This is a genomic window from Streptomyces sp. NPDC057565 (assembly GCF_042801455.1).
Classification (GTDB): domain Bacteria; phylum Actinomycetota; class Actinomycetes; order Streptomycetales; family Streptomycetaceae; genus Streptomyces; species Streptomyces yanii.
In genome coordinates this window covers 545855-565681 of the sequence record NZ_JBHVFU010000002.1, presented here as the reverse complement: position 1 = coordinate 565681, position 19827 = coordinate 545855, and the positions used below count along the sequence as shown (strand labels likewise).

General features: G+C 70.8%; 16 protein-coding genes and 1 pseudogene. 8 read left to right on the top strand and 9 right to left on the bottom strand.

The features are described 5' to 3' along the window. Window positions 1-35 precede the first annotated feature (35 nt). Window positions 36-872 carry a hypothetical protein gene (locus ACFU8W_RS06585; RefSeq protein ID WP_384032780.1) on the top strand — a complete coding sequence of 279 codons (837 nt, stop codon included), beginning with the start codon at window positions 36-38 and terminating at the stop codon, window positions 870-872. 23 nt (window positions 873-895) lie between these two features. Here ACFU8W_RS06585 and ACFU8W_RS06580 read toward each other — a convergent pair whose 3' ends face one another. Then, on the bottom strand, window positions 896-1114 hold the full coding sequence (locus tag ACFU8W_RS06580; protein ID WP_345512593.1) for a hypothetical protein: 219 nt from the start codon (window positions 1112-1114) through the stop codon (window positions 896-898). A 567-nt stretch (window positions 1115-1681) separates the two neighbouring features. Between ACFU8W_RS06580 and ACFU8W_RS06575 the strand changes: the two genes are divergently transcribed. The 5 genes and pseudogenes from ACFU8W_RS06575 (at window position 1682) to ACFU8W_RS06555 (ending at window position 7138) form a co-directional block, all read left to right on the top strand. Continuing rightward, window positions 1682-2203 carry a MarR family winged helix-turn-helix transcriptional regulator gene (locus ACFU8W_RS06575; RefSeq protein ID WP_384032778.1) on the top strand — a complete coding sequence of 174 codons (522 nt, stop codon included), beginning with the start codon at window positions 1682-1684 and terminating at the stop codon, window positions 2201-2203. A gap of 23 nt (window positions 2204-2226) precedes the next feature. Further along, complete coding sequence (locus tag ACFU8W_RS06570) at window positions 2227-4722, top strand: MFS transporter (protein ID WP_384032776.1); 2496 nt, start codon at window positions 2227-2229, stop codon at window positions 4720-4722. A gap of 156 nt (window positions 4723-4878) precedes the next feature. Continuing rightward, window positions 4879-5694 (top strand): YceI family protein, encoded by an 816-nt coding sequence (locus tag ACFU8W_RS06565; protein ID WP_327245306.1) that lies wholly within the window; start codon window positions 4879-4881, stop codon window positions 5692-5694. 9 nt (window positions 5695-5703) lie between these two features. Then, the gene (locus tag ACFU8W_RS06560) at window positions 5704-6174 is read left to right on the top strand and encodes a PPOX class F420-dependent oxidoreductase (protein WP_345512597.1); all 471 of its coding nucleotides are present in this window, start codon (window positions 5704-5706) and stop codon (window positions 6172-6174) included. Between the two features lie 12 nt (window positions 6175-6186). Then, a pseudogene (locus ACFU8W_RS06555) lies at window positions 6187-7138 on the top strand (NAD(P)-dependent oxidoreductase). Window positions 7139-7438: 300 nt separating this feature from the next. Here the strand turns inward: ACFU8W_RS06555 and ACFU8W_RS06550 are convergent. Beyond that, window positions 7439-8197 (bottom strand): TetR/AcrR family transcriptional regulator, encoded by a 759-nt coding sequence (locus tag ACFU8W_RS06550; RefSeq protein WP_345512600.1) that lies wholly within the window; start codon window positions 8195-8197, stop codon window positions 7439-7441. Between the two features lie 107 nt (window positions 8198-8304). Continuing rightward, window positions 8305-9828, bottom strand: a complete 1524-nt coding sequence (locus ACFU8W_RS06545; protein WP_384032774.1) for an MFS transporter — start codon at window positions 9826-9828, stop codon at window positions 8305-8307. Window positions 9829-9977: 149 nt separating this feature from the next. On the opposite strand from ACFU8W_RS06545, the gene ACFU8W_RS06540 reads away from it, so the two are divergent. Continuing rightward, the gene (locus ACFU8W_RS06540) at window positions 9978-10817 is read left to right on the top strand and encodes an endonuclease/exonuclease/phosphatase family protein (RefSeq protein ID WP_345512603.1); all 840 of its coding nucleotides are present in this window, start codon (window positions 9978-9980) and stop codon (window positions 10815-10817) included. A 13-nt stretch (window positions 10818-10830) separates the two neighbouring features. Here the strand turns inward: ACFU8W_RS06540 and ACFU8W_RS06535 are convergent, their stop codons facing one another. The 6 genes from ACFU8W_RS06535 to ACFU8W_RS06510 all read right to left on the bottom strand — a co-directional run bounded on the left by ACFU8W_RS06535 (window position 10831) and on the right by ACFU8W_RS06510 (window position 18588). After that, window positions 10831-12963 (bottom strand): glycosyltransferase family 39 protein, encoded by a 2133-nt coding sequence (locus ACFU8W_RS06535; RefSeq protein WP_384032772.1) that lies wholly within the window; start codon window positions 12961-12963, stop codon window positions 10831-10833. Continuing rightward, window positions 12960-14270 (bottom strand): glycosyltransferase, encoded by a 1311-nt coding sequence (locus ACFU8W_RS06530; protein WP_384032770.1) that lies wholly within the window; start codon window positions 14268-14270, stop codon window positions 12960-12962. Before ACFU8W_RS06530 ends, ACFU8W_RS06535 begins: the two co-directional genes overlap by 4 nt. Window positions 14271-14296: 26 nt before the next feature. Beyond that, the gene (locus tag ACFU8W_RS06525) at window positions 14297-15943 is read right to left on the bottom strand and encodes an ATP-binding protein (RefSeq protein ID WP_384033025.1); all 1647 of its coding nucleotides are present in this window, start codon (window positions 15941-15943) and stop codon (window positions 14297-14299) included. A 4-nt stretch (window positions 15944-15947) separates the two neighbouring features. Next, window positions 15948-16685: a response regulator transcription factor gene (locus ACFU8W_RS06520; RefSeq protein WP_345512606.1), complete on the bottom strand. Its 738-nt coding sequence runs from the start codon at window positions 16683-16685 to the stop codon at window positions 15948-15950. Window positions 16686-16763: 78 nt separating this feature from the next. Beyond that, complete coding sequence (locus ACFU8W_RS06515; protein WP_384032767.1) at window positions 16764-17642, bottom strand: amidohydrolase family protein; 879 nt, start codon at window positions 17640-17642, stop codon at window positions 16764-16766. A 40-nt stretch (window positions 17643-17682) separates the two neighbouring features. Then, the gene (locus ACFU8W_RS06510; protein ID WP_384032765.1) at window positions 17683-18588 is read right to left on the bottom strand and encodes a DUF2797 domain-containing protein; all 906 of its coding nucleotides are present in this window, start codon (window positions 18586-18588) and stop codon (window positions 17683-17685) included. 242 nt (window positions 18589-18830) lie between these two features. Here ACFU8W_RS06510 and sigJ point away from each other — a divergent pair, with 242 nt between their 5' ends. After that, complete coding sequence (sigJ, locus tag ACFU8W_RS06505; protein WP_384032763.1) at window positions 18831-19775, top strand: RNA polymerase sigma factor SigJ; 945 nt, start codon at window positions 18831-18833, stop codon at window positions 19773-19775. Window positions 19776-19827 lie beyond the last annotated feature (52 nt).

The following is a 19827-nucleotide window of genomic DNA, read 5'->3' as shown; positions in this document are numbered from 1 at the left end:
TTCCGAATTGACGGACCGTCAGCCAAACTGGCGCGATGCGACGTCAGACATTCGGCTCGACCGGCCGCCGGGGCACCGTGATCGTCGCCTCGGCGGCCGTGCTGTGCCTGGGCGGAGCACTCGCCGCCTGCGGCGCCGGGGCGGGCGACAGAGACGGTTATGCGGCAGTCGGCGCGGCGGGCAGCGGACCGGAGAAGGCGCCCAAGGGCGCGGTCGCACCTTCGGGCAGGGTGACGCTGATTCCGCTGGACGGGGAGGGCGACGGGGGCAAGGAGCCGAAGCCGGGCTCCTCCGCGGCGAGCGGTGACACCGGCGGCACGGGGGGAACCGGAAGTGGTGCGGGCGGTGGCGCGGCCGACCGCACGAGCGGCGGTGCGCAGTCCTCCGGCGGATCCGGCGGCACCACCGCCCGCAGCACCGGGGGCGCTGCGGGCTCCGGGGGTGGTACCGGCTCCGCCGGCGGTACAGGTGGCAGCGGTACCGGTGGCACGGCCTCGGGCGGCGCGGGGGGCGGCTCCGCGACTCCCACCACCCCGTCCGCACCGGGGTCCACCGCACCCGCGGCACCTGCCGTCCTGACCCTGGGCACACCCGAGCGGGCGGCGGCCGATCACCGCTGGTGCGAGAAGGTGACTGTCGAGTTCCGCAACACCGGCGGCTCACCGGCCCGGTCGGGAACGGTCACCTTCGCCACGCACATCATCGGCGGGCTCGGGATCGACTGGGCGACCGTGGAAACGACCGCGCCGCTGCCCGCGCCGATCGACGCGGGAGCGGCGCAGGAAAAGACGTACACCGTCTGCGTGGACGCCTGGCGGGTGCCCCTGGGCATGCATGTCGAGACCCGGGACGTCACCGCCGTCTGGAAGTGACGGATGGGAAGGACGGGGTCGGGTCAGCCGAGCGCGAGCCAGGCGACCGCGACGAGGATGACGATCACCGCGACGACGGCGACGATCACTCCGGTCTTCGGTCCGGACGACGCGGCCGGCTGCTGCCGGCGCTGCGGCTCGCCCTCGTCGACGAAGGCGCGGAACATCTGGGTGCTGCCCGCGGGGTCGTAATTGCCCTCGGGGCCCTGGGGGTTGCCATTTACCGGCGGCTGATTACGCATGAATGCATTCCCACTCGATCGGGTGAAGTGCTCGTCGGATACTGCGATATGAAGCCTGTGGAACTGTAGCGTCGTCACGTGGGAGAGGGTCCTGCGGCCAACGCTCGACCCCTCTCGCACCAGGGACTCTGCCCGCCGCGGACTGGATCACGCGCGTGACGCGTGCCGCCACCGGGGCGCGAAAGCGGAGAACCAGGTCATCCAAGACCGTTCGGGATGGCCCGTCAGACGCACAGCACCTCGCGCCGGGCGCCAAGGAACGGTTGTGTGCCATGGGTCAGGACCCTAGCGGCCCGACGGCACCTTATGCCCCTACGGGGCGACGGCCGGGCCCCGAGTAACGCTCGGGGCCTACTGCGGTTTCGGGGCCACCGTCCACACCTCCGATGTGGCACGAGACACACGTCCACGAAATCCGCCCGACGCAGCCTGGGTCTTTGACCCGAACCCGACGCATCCTTTTGCGTTCCTTTACTCCTGCAAGCCGATTTTCGTTTGCCTGCAGCAACCAATGAATCTATGGTTGCCCTAAGCAACAAGATGCAGTGACAACCGTCTGGGGGTCCCGTGGCCGCACGGAGTCAGTACGAAGAACTGGCCCGGCAGCTCAGCGCCATCGGGGCCGTCAAACGCGGACTCGCGCGCATCCTCCCTGCTGAATGTCCTGGCGGATCCGCCGCGGTACTGGCCCTGCTCAGCCAGCACGGCGAAATGCGGATCAGCAGACTGGCCGAGCTCATGGCCGTCGACATGTCGGTCACCAGCCGACATGTCGCCCACGTGGCCGAGCGCGGCTGGATAGAACGGTCTCCGGACCCGGCGGACAAGCGCTCCCGCATCCTGCGGCTGACCCCCGCGGGCAACGCGGTACTCGGTGACCTGAACCGGCGGACCACCGAAATGTTCGCCCACAACCTTCAGGAATGGTCCGACGACGAGGTCGGACAGCTCAACACGTTGTTGGCCCGGCTGCGTGACAGTTTCGTCTGTCGCAGTTCCGGTGGGTGCGCCCCCGGAAGGCACAGCCACGAGTGCCGCACGCGGCCCGCCGACAGCGACGACGACTCGTACACCCGTACACCCGTGTAACAGAAGCAAAGCAAAGGAACTCAATGGCTACGACCACACCAACCGGTGTGCGGGGCGGCCACGCCAAGCACGGAGGAAGCTCTTCCTCCGAGGGCGCGCCGATGACACACCGGCAGATCATGGAAGCACTGGCCGGGCTGATGCTCGGCATGTTTGTCGCGATCCTGTCGTCGACCGTCGTCTCCAACGCTCTCCCCGAGATCATCTCGGACCTCGGTGGCGGCCAGTCCGCGTACACCTGGGTCGTCACGGCCTCGCTGCTCGCGATGACCGCCACCACTCCTCTGTGGGGCAAGCTCTCCGACCTGTTCAGCAAGAAGCTGCTGGTCCAGATAGCGCTCGTCATCTACGTCCTGGGCTCGGTCGTCGCGGGTCTGTCGACCAGCAGCGGCATGCTCATCGCCTGCCGTGTCGTCCAGGGCATCGGCGTCGGCGGTCTCTCCGCCCTCGCCCAGATCGTGATGGCCGCGATGATCGCCCCGCGCGAGCGCGGTCGCTACAGCGGATACATCGGTGCGGTGTTCGCCGTCGCCACCGTCGGTGGTCCGCTGCTCGGCGGAGTCATCACCGACACCAGCTGGATGGGCTGGCGCTGGTGCTTCTACGTCGGTGTGCCGTTCGCCGTCATCGCGCTGATCGTGCTCCAGAAGACCCTGAAGCTCCCGGTCGTCAAGCGTGAGGTCAAGGTCGACTGGACCGGCGCGTTCTTCATCAGCGCCGCCGTCTCGCTGCTGCTGCTCTGGGTGACCTTCGCAGGCGACAAGTACGACTGGCTGTCCTGGCAGACCGGCGTGATGCTCGCGGGTTCCCTGATCCTCGCCCTGCTCTTCGTCTACACCGAGTCCCGGGCCAGCGAGCCGATCATCCCGCTGCGCCTCTTCCGCAACCGCACCATCACGCTGGCCTCGCTGGCCTCGCTGTTCGTCGGTATCGCGATGTTCGCGGGCACGGTCTTCTTCAGTCAGTACTTCCAGCTGGCGCGGGGCAAGTCGCCGACGATGTCCGGCGTCATGACGATCCCGATGATCGCGGGTCTGTTCATCTCCTCGACGGTCTCCGGCCAGATCATCACGAAGACCGGCCGCTGGAAGGCCTGGCTGGTCAGCGGTGGCTTCCTGGTCACCGCCGGGCTCGGGCTGCTGGGCACCCTCCGGTACGACACGGAGTACTGGCACATCGCCGCCTTCATGGCCGTGATGGGTCTCGGCATCGGCATGATGATGCAGAACCTGGTGCTCGCCACGCAGAACCAGGTCGCTCCGTCCGACCTCGGCTCGGCCAGCTCCGTCGTCACCTTCTTCCGTTCCCTCGGTGGTGCGATCGGCGTCTCGGCGCTGGGCGCCGTCATGGCGAACCGCGTCACCCACTACGTCAAGGAAGGCCTCGCGGACCTCGGTCCGAAGGGCGCGGCCCTGGGCCACGGCGGCACCGGCGGCGGGGGCATCCCCGACCTGGACAAGCTGCCCGCACCGTTCCGTACGGTCGTGGAGAGCGCCTACGGGCACGGTGTCGGCGACGTGTTCCTGTACGCCGCTCCGGCCGCGCTGATCGCCTTCCTCATCACGATCTTCATCAAGGAGGTCGCGCTGAAGACGAACGCGGCGAACGACGCCCCGGTGGCGGCCGATGCTCCCGCCGAGGTTCCCGCCGCGGTGCTCGCCGAGGTCCCGTCCGGTACTGCCGCACCGGTCTCCGAGAGCACGGCCGGGGTCACCTCGGTCGACACGCTCGAAGCTCCGGTGGCAACCGTGCAGGGCACCCCGGTGAGCGGTGTGGTGCGGGGCGCCGAGGGCGCACCCGTCGCCCGGGCAGCGGTCACGCTGATCTCGCTGGGCGGCCGGCAGCTGGGGCGCTCCGTCGCCCAGGCCGACGGCAGCTACCGTCTGGACGCGCCGGGCGCCGGCAGCTACGTCCTGATCGCATCCGCCGACGGCTTCCAGCCGCAGGCGTCCACCGTGGTCGTCGGTGACCAGCAGCTGTCGTACGACATCCTGCTCGCCGGTACGAGTGGCCTGGCCGGGACCGTGCGGGCCGCCGAGAGCGGTGATCCGGTCGACGGCGCCATGGTCATCGTGACCGATGTGCGCGGTGATGTGCTGGCCACCGGCAAGTCCACCGGGGCCGGCGAGTTCACCTTCGCCGAGCTGGTGCCCGGTGCGGTGACCGTCGCGGTGAACGCCGCCGGCTTCCGTCCGCTGGCGCTGCCGGTGGAGATCGGCGGCCAGGGTGTCACCCGGGTCGACGCCGTACTGCAGTCCGGTGCGCTGGTCCAGGGTGTCGTGCGGGCCGGTTCGGCCCGGCGGCCGCTCCCGGACGCCCGCGTCACGCTCGTCGACGCGGCGGGCAATGTCGTCGCCACCTCGACGACCGGGGAGGACGGGGCGTACGCCTTCGCCGACCTGGACGCGGGCGAGTACTCGGTCATCGCGACCGGCTACCCGCCGGTGGCCGGCGCGCTGACCGTGGCCGGTCGCGGGGTCGACGGCCACGACATCGAGCTCGCCCACCCCGGCGAGTGATCGAGTAACACAGACCCCTGGTGGACAGCGCTTCGAGCGGAGAGGCTGCCCCCGGTGGAAATGGGCCCCGGTGGTGGGTACGGCAGGCAGGGGACGGCCTGCCGTCCCCGCCCCGGGGCCCGACTCATTGAGTCATAAAGCAAGGAGAGAAACGGGATGGGACTTCGCGCACAGGTACGGACGCGGGACGGCTGGGCCGTCCAGCACGCGGTCGTGACGGTGACCGACATGACCGGCACCCAGGTGCTGCGAGCCGCCGCCGACGAGGACGGGGCGGTACGGACCGACGCCCTGCTCCCGGCCGGCGCGTACACGGTGATCGTGACCGCGGTCGGGTACGCCCCCGCCGCGTCGACCGCCCTCGTCACGGCGAGCGGGCGGGTCGAGGCCGGCACGGTGGTGCTGGCCCGCCAGGGCGGCGTGGAGCTGCCGCCGCCGGGCGCCTGGTCGCTGGACCCGGCGCACTCCTCGGTGGGCGCGGTCGCGCAGCACCTGGGGATCTCCAGCGTGCACGGCCGGTTCACCGAGTTCGGCGGCCGGATCGAGATCGCCGAGGAGGTCCACCGCTCCCGAGTCGACGCCGTGATCAGCGCGGCCAGCATCGACACGGGCAACGGCATGCGGGACAAGCACCTGCGCTCGCCGGACTTCCTCGACGCGGACCGGTTCCCGGAGATCACGTACCGCTCGAACGGGCTCACCCCGGCCGGCCCCGACCGCTGGACCGTGCACGGCCTGCTGACGATGCGCGGCGTCGAGCGCCCGGTCGACCTGAACCTGAGCTACCTCGGCACCGGCCCCGACCCGTGGGGCGGCGTGCGCGCGGCGTTCAGCGCAACGGCAGAGCTGCGCCGCGACGATTTCGCCATGAACTACAACCAGGTGGTGCAGGCGGGCATCTCGGCGATCGGCACGACACTGCGGGTGGAACTGGACATCCAGGCCGTGCAGGGCGAGACCCTGCCGTCGTAGTCTGCGGACATGGCTCCCAACATCGCGACCAACACCGCCGTGGAACTCGATGAGTTGCTGGCGTTCGTACGGCCCCGGCACCGGGCGATCCTGCTGACCACCCGGGCCGACGGCCGCCCCCAGGGATCCCCGCTGACGTGCGGCGTCGACGACGCCGGCCGGATCGTCGTCTCGACCTACCCCGAACGGGCGAAGACCCGGAACGCGAAGCGGGACGAGCGCGTGAGCGTGATCGTCCTGTCGGACGACTGGAACGGGCCGTGGGTGCAGATCGACGGGGCGGCCGAGGTGATCGACGCGCCCGACTCGGTCGAGCCGCTCGTCGAGTACTTCCGGAACATCTCGGGAGAGCACCCGGACTGGGACGAGTACCGGGCGGCAATGGTGAAGCAGGGCAAGTCGATCATCCGGATCACCCCGCAGCGGTGGGGGCCCATTGCCACGGGCGGTTTCCCCGCCCACCTGGCGCCCGGCAGCTGACGGCTGTTCAGGATGAGTGAGAACGTCCTTCCGGCGCCGAGCCTGCTCGCGCGGGCCCGGCTGCTCGCCGCACCGACCGTCGGCGCCTCCGTCGTCCGCGGCCTGGAGCGGGTCACCGGCCGCCCGGTGGAACAGGGTTTCTCCGGCACACCGCCGGAGGAACCCTTCATCTGTGTCGGGGCCGCGCTGCCGGATGCGCTGCGGGACGGGCCCCTGGTGTGGTTCCACAGCGTGAACGCCGGCACGGACACCCTGCTGAGCGCCGGACCATGGCCGTCCGGAGCGCTGCTCACCCGGACGGTGGGCCGCATGGGTGAGCGGATCGCCCAGTACGTACTGGCCTGGATGCTCGCCGGCTGTCAGTCCGTCCCCGAGTTCGCCGCCCAGCACGCACGGGCCGAGTGGCGCCGCATCCCCTCCGAACTCGCCTCCGGGCAGACCGCCCTGATCTACGGGACCGGTCGCATCGGCTCGGCCGTCGCCGGCCTGCTGCGCGGGTGCGGCATCCGGACCGTGGGCGTGGGGCGCGGGGCAGGTGCGACGCCGGCGGGCTTCGACCGGGTCGTCGGGGCGGACGACGACGCCGAATCGCTCGCGTCCGCGCGCTGGGTGGTCTCCACGCTGCCGCTGACCCCCGCGACGGCCGGTTTCTTCGGGGCGGACCGGTTCGCGGGCATGGGCGGTGCCACGTTCATCAATGTCGGCAGGGGCGCGACCGTGGACATGCGTGCGCTGGAGGCCGGGCTGCGCTCCGGTGCGGTGGGCGGGGCGGTGCTCGACGTGCTGCCCGAGGAACCCGCCGTGCCCGGCGATCGCTGCTGGCAGCTGCCTCGTGGTGATCACCTCGCACTCCGCGGGCATCACGGCGGACGAGGACGTCGTCACGGACTTCGCCGCGTGCTGGCAGGCGTTGGCGGCGGGGCGGGTGCCGGGGACGGCCGTGGACGTGCGGCGCGGGTACTGAAGGGTGCGGGACACACCCTGGAGGACGCCCCCGGACGTTCCCCGGGGTCGTTCCTCCGGGTCAGGGACCGACGACGACGCGGCAGATGTGCGCGACGGACCCCGCAGGCCCGGCGTGACAGCGATGTGGAGGGGCACTAGTGCTGCGACCGGAAAGGTTCACCGGCTCGCGACGCCCGGCACGGCACCTCGCCGCGTTGTCGCATCACCCGAGTACATCCGGTACGAGGGCGATCCTCCGCCTTGCGATGCACCGCACCGGACGCCGCGAGCTTCCCGGCAAACCTTTCCGGTCGCAGCACTAGCGGTCCCGCATCGCCTCGATCCCCGCGATCAGCAGGTCCAGTGCGAACGTGAAGTCCCGCTCGCGCATCTCCTCGACCGTGTCGCCGCCCCGGGCGTCCATCAGGTCCTGCGACGACTCGACGATCCGGCTGAGCTGCGGCTGGGACCGGATCGTGCGCATCGCCTGCTGGAAGTACTCGTCCTGGCTGAGCCCCGCCGCCGCGGAACGCTGCACGACATGGCCCTCGATGGTGCCGAATCCGTACACGAACTGGAAGACCGCGGAGAGAGCGCCCGTCTGCTGGTGCAGCGGCAGCCCGGTCGCCCGGATCACGTCCTGGACGGCGTACGAGAACAGCATCGAGTGCGGGCCGATATTGAGGAAATGTCCGGCGAGCGGCGACACCCAGACGTGCCGGACGAGGAGCTCCCGGTAGGTGGTGGCCAGTTCGCGGAGCCGGTCGTGCCAGTGCGCCTCCTCCCGGGGAGGCGCGATCTCGCTGTAGACCGAGTCGAGGGCCAGCTCCAGCAGGTCGTCCTTGGTGTCGACGTACCAGTAGAGGGACATCGCGGTGACGTCCAGTTCGGCGGCGAGCCGGCGCATGGAGAACTTGGCGAGACCCTCGGCGTCCAGCAGCCGGACCGACGCCGCGGTGATCCTGTCGCGGTCGAGGCCGGCCGGCTGGTCCGATTTACGGGTGCGCGACGGTGCCCGCTGATCCAGCCACACACTGGTCCTGGCAGGGTTCTTCACTCGGTCGGCCGCGGACACCATGGCGCACTCTCCTCGTCTTGCCGGCGGGACGGACGGGATGACTGAACCGGATCCGTACCCCGTGCGCACGAACCGGATTCACACAGTCCGGTACGCCCCGCCTGATGCTATGCCGCTGCCGCGGCCGAGTCTGCCTGAGGAGATTCTGCCCGCTCCGCCCGGCGCAGGAGCACGGCAGCCAGCAGCCCGCCCGCCAGCACCGCCACCGCCCCGACCAACTGGCTGGTCTCCAGTCCCGAGGCGAAGGCGTCGGTGATCCGCTGCCGCTCGCCGTCGCCGGTCGCCGCGGCGAGCGCCGCGGGAAGCGAGGCGGCCCCGACGGCCGCCGGCACGAGCGCCGCGAACCGCGAGTTCAGCACCGCGCCGAGGACCGCGACCCCCAGTCCGTTGCCGAACTCGGCGAGCGTGCCGTTGACCCCCGCGCCCACCCCCGCCTTCTCCGGCGGAATGGCGCTCATGATCGCGTTGGCCATGGCCGGCATGGCGAGTGCGATGCCCGCACCCATGACGACCAGGCCGAGCAGCATGCCGCCGTAGCCGTTGCCGCCCAGCAGGGCGATCGCGGCAAGACCTGCGGCCAGCAGGCTCATCCCGGCGGCGATCGTGACGGGCGTGCCCAGCTTGGGCACCAGCCTGGCGCCCAGGCCCGTGAGGTTGAGCGCGACGACGCTCAGCGCCAGCGGTGCCGTGCGCAGACCCGCCTCCAGCGGCTCGTATCCGAGGACGAACTGGAGCTGCTGGGTGAGCAGGAAGAGCGAGCCGCCCATCCCGAAGGCGACCAGGATCGCGCCCGCGACCGCCCCGATGAACTTCTGGTTCCGGAAGAAGTGCATGTCCAGCATCGGGTACGGAATGTGCAGCTCCCACAGCACGAATCCGGTGAGGACACAGACCCCGGTGAACGCGGTCAGCAGCACCAGACCCGAGGTCCAGCCGTGCTCCGGGCCGGAGATGATCGCGTACACGACGGAGGCCATGCCGATGGTGGACAGCAGCGCGCCGAGCAGGTCGGGGCGCTCGCCGCGCGGGTTCCTGGACTCCGGGACGAGACGGATCACGGCGGCCAGACCGACGACCGCGACCGGGATGTTGATCAGGAAGATCGCGCCCCACCAGAAGTGGTCGAGCATCACTCCGCCGACCAGGGGTCCCACGGCGAAGCCGAGCGAGCTGACGGTCGACCAGACGCCGATCGCCTTGACCCGTTCGGTGTCGTCGAAGATCTGAACGACGACGGCAAGGGTCGTGGTCATCAGCAGCGCACCGCCGATGCCCATGCCGGCGCGGGCGGCGATCAACTGCACGGACGTCTGGGCCAGTCCGGCCACCAGCGAGCCGATACCGAACAGGGCGAGCCCGGCGACCAGCATCTTCTTGCGGCCGTATCGGTCGGCGGAACTGCCTGCCGTGAGCAGCAGGCCCGACTGGACCAGCGAATAGGCGTTGATCATCCACTGCACATCGGCGGTGGACGCGTCCAGCTCCCGGGTGAGGGAGGGGATCGCGACGTTGAGGACGGTGTTGTCGAGCAGCACGGTGAGCTGGGCGAGGCAGATGACGCCGAGGATCAGCCAGCGTTGCGGGTGGCTCGGCGGCGAGAGGTGGTTCTGCTCGGCGGCGGTCGCCGTCATGCGGGCTCCTTGCGCTCCTGGGGTTCCTATACGGCGTACGAGGAAAGCGTTGTACACCGTAAAGCAACTCCCATACGGTGTACAAGCGACTTTCGCCGGGTACGGTGCTCGACGCTGATCAACAGGGAACCGACTAGGGCTGGAGTGGCATGTCACTGCGTCGTCGTACGGTGGAAGTCCTGATTGCCGCGGGTCTGTTGGGGGCGGCCGCCGTCCCGCCCGCCGGAGCTGCCGGGCAGGGGCATCCGGTACCTCTGCGCGTCGCCACGTACAACATCCACGCCGGCTCGGGCATGGACAACGTCTTCGATCTGGACCGGCAGGCGGCAGAACTCCGCGCGCTGGACGCCGATGTGATCGGGCTCCAGGAGGTCGACGTCCACTGGGGCACGCGCAGCGAGTGGCGCGATGTCGCGGGCGAGCTTGCGGAGCGGCTGGACATGCAGGTGTCGTTCGCCCCGATCTACAGCCTCGATCCGGAGACCCCCGGTGCATCCCGGCGCGAGTTCGGGGTCGCGGTGCTGTCGAAGTACCGGATCGTGAGCGCCGAGAACCACGAGATCACCCGGCTCTCCACCCAGGTCCCCAACCCCGTGCCGGAGCCGGCGCCCGGCTTCGGCGAGGTGGTCGTACGGGTGAAGGGGATGCCCGTGCATGTGTATGTGACGCACCTCGACTACCGCGGCGACCCGTCCGTGCGGATCGCACAGGTCGCCGACACCCGGCGGGTCATGGCGGAGGACGAGGGTCGGAAGGTGCTGCTCGGTGACTTCAACGCGGAGCCGGGTGCCCCGGAGCTGGCCCCGTTGTGGGAGGACCTGACCGATGCCGAACCGAATGCGCCGACCTTCCCCGCGCTGGACCCGGTGAAACGGATCGACTTCGTGGCGGTGTCGAAGGACGGCGTACGGGTACGCGACGCGGCGGTGGCCGAGACACTTGCCTCGGACCACCGCCCGGTTGTCGCCGATCTGCTGCTCCGACGCTGACGGCCGGTTCGCGTCAGCTCGTGGGCTGAGTCAGGTCGTAGAAGGTCGAACTGCCGACAGTGACCTTCTCGAAGGTGTCCTCGACCCACGAGCTGATCTCGGACGAGGTGCCGCTGTCGCCACCCATCCCGCCCGTGCCGCTCGAAATGAAGTAGTGGATCCTTCCGTCCTCGACATACTGCTTGAACCGGGCGAGCGTCGGGGACGGGTCACTGCCGTTGAAACCGCCGATCGCCATCACCGGGTCGCCGGTGGCGAGCTGGTAACTGGCGGCGTTCTGCGAGCCGATGGCCGCGGCTGCCCAGGTGTAGGCGTCGGCGTTCGTCTCCAGGAGCTTCTTGGCCCGGGAACTGACGGACGAGCCGTTCAGCAGACCGCCCATGCCGCCGCCTCCACCCATACCGCCTTCGCCCATGCCACCCGGGCCGCCGCCCGGCATGCCGTTCTGCTGATTGCCCTGGCCCTGGACCTGGCCCTGCTGGCCACCGCCCGGGAAGCCGCCCGGGCCGCCGGTCGGCGGCCGGCCCATGCCGCCGCCCTGCTGATTGGCCTGGCTGTTCTGACTGTTCCGGCCCGGAGGCTGCATTCCGCCACCTCCGGGACCACCCCGGCCACCGCCCATCATGCTGGCGCCCGACGGGCCGGCCGTGACGATCGAGCCCTGGTGCCCGGTGTTCAGCGTGCTGAGGGTGTACGCCGTCGGACCGGCCAGCGACGCGACGAAACCGATCCCCACCGCGGCGAGCACCAGCCGGCGCCCGGCCCGGCCCGCGAGCAGCAGGCCCGCCGCGCCCACGAGACCGCCGATGAGGACGGCCCAGCGCAGCCACGGCAGGTAGTCCGGGGTCCGCCCCAGCAGGACGTACGACCAGAGCGCCGTGACAGCGACCGTGGCGCCGAGCACTCCGCTCGCCGCCCACTCGGCCCGCTCCTCCCACAGCACAGTGACGCCCATCCCGACGAGCGCCGCGATGTAGGGGGCCAGGGCGACCGTGTAGTACTGGTGGAAGATGCCGGCCATGAAACTGAAGACCACCGCGGTCATCAGCAGCGAGCCGCCCCAGGCGAGGAAGGCCGCGCGGGCGACGTCCGTCCGCTTCGCCCTCCGGGTGAGCCAGATGCCCGCGATGAGCAGGATCAGCGCGGCGGGCAGCAGCCAGGAGATCTGGCTGCCGATCTCGGAGTTGAACATCCGGCCGATGCCGGTCTCGCCCCACTGGCCACCGGACTGACCGCCCCCGCCTCCTCCGACGCTGCCGGTCTCGTCTCCGCTGATCCGGCCGAGCCCGTTGTAGCCGAAGGTCAGCTCCAGGAAGGAGTTGTTCTGCGAACCGCCGATGTACGGACGCGAGGATGCGGGCCAGAACTCGACGATCGCCACCCACCAGCCGCCCGCGACGACCATCGCGAGAGCGGAGAGGCCGAGTTGACCGAACCGCTTCCGTACCGTCGTCGGCGCGCACACCGCGTACAGCACGGCCAGCGGCGGCAGGATCAGAAACGCCTGCAGGGTCTTCGACAGGAACGCGAGACCGACTGCGACCCCGGCCCACACCAGCCACTTCGTCCGGCCGTGCTCCAGCGCCCGCAGCACGCAGTAGACCGTCACGGTCATCAGCAGCGCGAGCAGCGCGTCCGGGTTGTTGAAACGGAACATCAGCGCGGCGACGGGCGTGAGCGCGAACACCGCCATCGAGATCAGTCCGGCGGCCGCGCCGAACCGTCGTCGTACCGCCGCGTACAGCACACCGGCCGTCGCCACCCCCATCAGCACCTGCGGAGCGAGAATCGCCCACGAGCTGAGGCCGAAGATCCGTACCGACAGGGCCATCGGCCAGAGCGTGGCCGGAGGCTTGTCGACGGTGATGGCGTTGGCGGCGTCCAGAGAGCCGAAGAAGAACGCCTTCCAGCTCTGGCTGCCGGCCTGAACCGCCGCGGAGTAGAAGGAGTTGGCGTAGCCGGAGGCGCTGAGATTCCACAGGTAGGCCAGTGCGATGGCCAGGAGCAGGGTGAGGAAGGCGGGCCGTACCCAGCGAGGGTCCTCGGGCCTGCCCCGCCGGACGCGCCGCAGGAACGGCTCTTCCGCAGCCGGTGCGGGCGCCGGCGGCGCCGCCGGAAAACGGTCGGTGGGGTGCAGCGTGGTCATCGGACGTTCCCCAGTTCGTGGTGAGTGTCGTCGGCGTGGCCGGCCGTGGCAGCCGCGGGGGTGCGGTCCGGGAAGACCCAGGCGCGGAAGAGCAGGAACCGCAGCACGGTCGCCGCGAGGTTGGCCGCGATCAGCACGGCGAGCTCCGTACCGTGCGACGGCGATCCGGACGTCGTGCCCAGCGCCGCGAGCGAACCGCTGGTCAGTGCGAGGCCGATGGCGAAGACGACGAGGCCCTGCGCCTGATGGCGTACCGCGCCGCCACGGCCGCGTACGCCGAAGGTGAGCCTCCGATTGGCTGCCGTATTGGCGACGGCCGACACCAGCAGCGCGCCGCCGTTGGCGATCTGGGGGCCGGTGCCCAGTCGGAAGAGCGAGTACAGGGCGAGATAGAAGAGCGTGGAGAGCGCGCCCACGACACAGAACCCGACCAGCTGGCGAGCCAGGCCGCCCGGCACACCGCTCAGCCCGCGGTCGCGCGGATCGTCCCCGAAGGGGCGGGTGAGACGGTCCAGCGGCAGCGCCCCGACGGCCAGCGCCCGCCCCACCCGCCACACGCCTTTCAGGTCCTCGGCAGCCGTCCGCACGATGTGGACCGTGGAATCGGGGTCGTCGATCCAGTCGACCGGCACCTCATGGATGCGCAGCCCGGCGCGCTCGGCGAGGACCAGCAGCTCGGTGTCGAAGAACCAGCCGGTGTCCTCGACCATCGGCAGCAGCCGCTGCGCGACGTCCTGCCGAATGGCTTTGAACCCGCACTGCGCGTCACTGAACCGCGCGGCCAGCGACGACCGGAGGATGAGGTTGTAGGCCCGCGAGATGAACTCCCGCTTCGATCCGCGCACGACCCGCGAACTGCGGGCCAGCCGCGACCCGATGGCCAGGTCCGAGTGGCCCGAGATCAGCGGGGCGACGAGCGGGAGCAGCGCGTTGAGATCGGTGGAGAGGTCGACGTCCATGTAGGCGAGGACCGGGGCGTCCGAGTGCGACCAGACGGTGCGCAGCGCGCGCCCACGGCCCTTCTCCTGCAGCCGGTACGAGCGCACTTGTGGGAGTGTCCGCGCGAGCCGGGCCGCCACCTCGGGCGTGCGGTCGGTGCTCGCGTTGTCGGCGACGGTGATCCGGAAGGCGTACGGGAAGGTGCGCACCAGATGGTCGTGCAGGCGCAGCACACAGGTTTCGAGGTCCTTCTCCTCGTTGTAGACGGGTACCACCACATCGAGGACGGGGGCACCTGCCGCGTCGACCGCTCCGGCCAGGAGATGCTCCCGGGCCGGCAAGGTGCTCCAGGAAGAGTCGGTTCGCATGTCATCGACAGTCGCCAACTCCGCTGTCACACCGGTGTGACGGGCCTGTGCCTGTGCTGTGAGTCGGTACGGGCCGGCGGAACAGCAGGCCCCACCGCGGGCAGCACCGCAGGCAGCACCGCCGGCAGATGGACGGCGAAGACCGTGCACCCCGGCACCGACCGCACCTCCACCCGGCCGCCGTGCGCGGTGACGACAGCCTGCACGATGGCGAGGCCGAGCCCGGTGGAACCCGCGCTGCGCGAGCGCGACGCATCGCCTCGCGCGAACCGTTCGAAGACATGCGGCAGAAGCTGGGCAGGGATGCCCGGCCCGTCGTCCTGCACCTCCAGCGTCACCCACGGGTGAGCGGCCCCGGTCCGTACGCGTGCGGTGACGGTGGTGCCGGGCGGGGTGTGCGTACGCGCATTGGCCAGCAGGTTGACCAGCACCTGATGGAGCCTGGTCGGATCGGCGTGCACGGTCGCGGGTTCGTCGGGCAGCTCCAGCCGCCAGTGATGGCCCCGTTGCCCGGCTGCCCGGGCATCGCTCACCGCGTCGACGACGATCGGGGACAGATCAGTGCTCTCGTACGAGAGCGGGCGCCCGGCATCGAGACGGGCCAGGAGCAGCAGATCCTCCACCATGCCCGTCATCCGCTCCGCCTCGGACTCGATCCGCCCCAGCGCGTGCCGGGTGTCCGGACCGGTCTCCTCACGTCCGCGCCGGGTCAGTTCGGCGTACCCGCGGATCGAGGCCAGCGGCGTCCGCAGCTCATGGCTGGCGTCCGCGACGAACTGCCGTACCCGCATCTCGCTCTCCTGGCGCACCGCGAGCGCCGAACCGACGTGCCCCAGCATCCGGTTGAGCGCCGCGCCCACCTGTCCGACCTCGGTCCGCGGATCCGCCTCGGCATCCGGGACCCGCTCCAGGGGTGCCACCTCGCCGCTGTGCAGCCGGAGTTCGGAGACCCGGGTGGCGGTCGCGGCGACCCGGCGCAGCGGCCGCAGCGCGACCCCGACCATGGCCGCCCCGGCGATCCCGGCGGCGATCAGCCCGGCCCCGGTGACACAGACCTCGACGAGGATCAGGGTGGTGAGGGCGCCGCGCACCTCGGCGGCGGGGATGCCGACGAGGACGGTCTTCGTCCGGTCCGCTCCCATGACCGCCTCCACGCGGTACGAGCCGAGTCCGGGCAGATCGACGCTCCGCGCCGCGTCCCCGACCTCGATGTCCGCCGCCTCCAGGGCTTTCTCCTCCGCACGCTTCAGCGGCCTCTCACCGGCCGCTGCGGTCGTTTCGAGGGCGGCGGAGCTGTCCTGGACCACGCTCGACGCGGTGATCGAGCCGTCCACGGACACCGCACCGAGCGTGCCGAAAGGCTGCCCGCGGGCGTCTATGAACGCCAGCGGATCGTCGTCCGGACCGTCGGCGGGCATCGGCAGGCCACCTGCGCCGGCCGCGCCGCCGCCCGGCGGCGGCTTCGGGGCCCGCATGGCGATGGAGTGCAGCTGGTCGTCGAGCTTGTTGTACATGTAGCTGTGGAAGGCGATGGTGGTGACCGAACCGATCACCGCGGCCACCACGGCGATGAGCGTCACCGCGGACACCACCAGCCGGGTCCGCAGCGTCCAGGGCCGCCGTCCCCTCCGCTCTCCCCGCCGCCGCGCCCGACCGCTCACCGGGCTGTTCACCGTGCTATTCACCGGGCTTGATGAGATATCCGGCCCCGCGCCGGGTGTGGATCATCGGCGTCCGTCCGGCGTCGATCTTCTTGCGCAGATACGAGATGTACAGCTCGACGACGTTCGCCTGCCCGCCGAAGTCGTAGTTCCACACGCGGTCGAGGATCTGCGCCTTGCTCAGCACCCTCCGCGGATTGCGCATCAGGAAGCGCAGCAGCTCGAACTCGGTCGCGGTGAGGTGGATGGACGTCGTCCCCCGGCTCACCTCGTGGCTGTCCTCGTCGAGCACCAGGTCTCCGACGACGAGCGTCGACTCGCTCCGTACCGTCGCCGTCCCGGACCGCCGGATCAGCCCGCGCAGCCGCGCCACGACCTCCTCCAGACTGAACGGCTTCGTCACGTAGTCGTCGCCGCCCGCCGTGAGCCCGGCGATCCGGTCCTCCACCGAGTCGCGCGCGGTCAGGAACAGCACGGGGACTTCGGAGAGATCCCGGCGCAGCTTGCCGAGCACCGAGAGCCCGTCGGTGTCGGGCAGCATCACGTCGAGGATCACCGCGTCGGGCCGGAAGTCACGCGCCATGCGGACGGCACTCGCACCGTCCCCGGCGCTGCGCACCTCCCAGCCCTCGTAGCGCAGGGCCATGGACAGCAGCTCGGCGAGCGGCGCCTCGTCGTCCACGACCAGCACGCGGACGGGATTGCGATCCGGCCTGAGCAGTTCGGTACGCCCCTGGGGGGTGATCGTCGTCATGCCTCAACCCTGTGAGACGCCTCTGAGAGGGTCCTTTCCCGATCCTGTGAATTCCCTGAGAAACCAGGAAGCGTGGGCTCAGCGCCGGTCGAACATCGCGTGCGCGTTCCCGTAGCAGACCGCCCGCAGCCAGTCGTCCCCCAACTCCAACCGCTCCAGGACATGCAACTGGTGCACGTACGGGTACGGAATGTTCGGGAAGTCCGTCCCCAGCAGGATCCGGTCCCCGAGATCGGCGAGCCGTCCGCGCTCCGCCGCCGGAAACGGCGTGAGGTCCTCCGAGAAGTCCGTGAACGCCATCGTCGTATCGAGCCGCACCTCCGGGTACGCCTCCGCCAGCGCCAGGAACTCCGCGTACTCGGGCATCCCCATGTGTGCCACCACCAGCCGCAGCCGCGGATGCCGGGCGAGCAGCCGGCCGATCGGCTCGGGGCCGGTGTACTTGCCGGGTGCGGGACCGGACCCGCAGTGCATCACCACCGGAACCCCGGCGTCGGCGAGCAGCCCCCACACGGGCTCCAGCAGCGGATCGTTGGCGTCGTACGCCCCGACCTGGAGGTGCGACTTGAAGATGCGCGCCCCCGCCTCGACCGCCTCGCGGACGTAACGCTCCACGCCCTCCTCGGGGAAGAGGGTCGCCGTGTGCAGACAGTCGGGCACCCGCCGCGCGAAGTCGGCCGCCCAGCCGTTCAGCCAGGCCGCCATCCCCGCCTTGTGCGGGTAGAGCATCGAGGTGAACCGTCGCACCCCGAAGGACCGGAGCAGCGCGAGCCGTTCGTCCTCGTCGTGCCGGTAGGTGATCGGCCATTCCATGCCGGTCAGCGGTCCGGCGGAGTCGAAGTACGCCCATACCTTGCGGAGCACCTGCTCCGGCATGAAGTGGGTATGGACGTCGATCAGCCCCGGCAGCCCGAGGCGCTCCCAGAACCGCACCACGTCATCGCTCTCGCCACTCATCGCGCACTCCTCATCCGGCCCGCCCGGACCACCGACGATCTCAGAACAGTCCGTCCTGCACGCCGCCGCCCCCGATGTCGACCACCGGCACGGTCACCCCCGACCGCGCATCGGCCCCCACCAGCTCCCACCCGGTCATCAGCCGGGTGTCCAGCACGACCACCCCGTCCGCGGTCGCCAGATGCAGATCGGGCCCGGCGGCCGCGACCAGCCGCCCACCGACCACCCCGCCGTCCACCAGCTCGGTCACCGCCCGCCCCACCTCGACCGGCCCGTCCAGTCCGAACACCCCTGTGTGGTCGACGGGGTCGAACGGCAGCCGCTCCAGCGACTGCGGCCATCCCGCCCCCCTCTCCAGCGCCGCCGCCCGCCCGTACAGCTCCTCGACCTCCGCGACCCGCTCGGCGGCACCCGGCAGGACGGCCCGCACGGCGCGCTTGCGTGCGTACGGGATCCGGTCCGGCACGCCCAGCGCCGCACGGAGCAGCTCCTCGGTCCGCCGCGCCGCCATCAGCGGGCCGCGCCCCAGCCAGCTGAAGACCACGGCCCCCTGCTCCCGCAGCCGCGCCGCACCCCGCTCCTCCGCGGTGATGCCGACCTTCACCATCCCGGGACCGAACCAGGCGAGATAGACGCGGTACGTCCGGGGGTCGTCGGCGATCGTGTCGGCGGCCACCGAATGCGCCCGGTCCAGGCGCGCGCACTCCGGGCACCGCGCCCCCGTACTCCGCCCGGACACCACGGCGCCCAGCGGACACACGTTCCCCCGCGCCCCTACACAGTGCCGCTCACCGCCGGCGCGGAACCCGAGCTCCTTCCCGTACGCGAGGACGCTCACCCGCGTCGAACCGGCCCCGCCCACCGCCCGGCCCTTCGCCCCGTCCTGCTGCCACCCCAGGACCGGCCCTTCTGGGGGCCATCGCAACCCGGTGCAGTGCCAGCTCATGCGTGCGATCGTAACGAGGCTCCGCGGCGCAGCGGGGGTCTCCGTCAACCGGCCGCGCGGGGAAGGGCGATCGGCGCACGCGAGGGCCCGGGAGACACGGGCAACGCGATCCACCGAGTCCGGGAAGCCGAACAGCACCGGTCGAGTGGCGCAGGGTCGCAGGGACGCAGGGACGCAGGGACGCAGCCCAGGGTCCGTACGCGCCCTCCAGGAATCACGGGACAGCCCTTATGATCCGGGCCATGGCTCTGACCATGAACGACGTGGACCGGTTCGAGGCCTCCATGCCCCGCCTGGAGGCCATCGCCTACCGCCTCCTCGGCTCCGCGAGCGATGCCGAGGACGCCGTGCAGGAAACGTTCCTGCGCTGGCAGGCCGCCGACATCGACCGCATCGAGGTCCCCGAGGCCTGGCTGACGAAGGTCCTCACCAACCTGTGCCTCAACCAGCTCACCTCGGCCCGCGCCCGGCGCGAGACCTATGTGGGCGAATGGCTGCCCGAGCCGCTGCTCGCCGGGGACCCGATGCTCGGCCCGGCCGACACCGCCGAGCAGCGCGAATCCGTCTCGTACGCGGTCCTCGCCCTCATGGAGCGCCTCTCCCCCAACGAGCGGGTGGTGTACGTACTGCGGGAGGCCTTCGACTACCCGCACCGGCAGATCGCGGAGATCCTCGACCTCACCGAGGCGGCCAGCCAGCAGATCTTCCACCGCGCCAAGAAGCACGTCGCGGACGGCAGGGCCCGCACCGAGATCGACGAGGCCGCCGCCCGCCGGATCGTCGAGGAGTTCCTCGCGGCCGCCACCAGCGGCCGTACCGAGCCGCTCGTGCGGCTGCTCACCGAAGACGCCATCGCGATCGGCGACGGCGGCGGGAAGGTCCCGGCCCGCGCCAAGGCGTTCGAGGGCGCCCTCGCGGTCGCCACATTCATGCGAGGCCTGTTCAAGCCCGGCACGGCCAAGCGCGCCATCGTCGGCGGCTCCCCCGAGATCTACGCCACGACCGCCAACGGCGCCCCCGCCCTCGTGGCTGCCCTCGACGGCCGGGTCATCGGCGTCATGTGCCTGGAGGTCACCGCCGAGGGCATCGCCGCGTTCCGCAACCAGGTCAACCCCGACAAGCTCGAACGCGCGACCCAGCGGTGGGCGGCCGCCGACCACGGGGAACCCCTGCTCAAAGCCTTCTGACCGCGATGTGAGGTGCTTCACATCCCGTTCTTGTCAGGAAACAGCGGGCTGC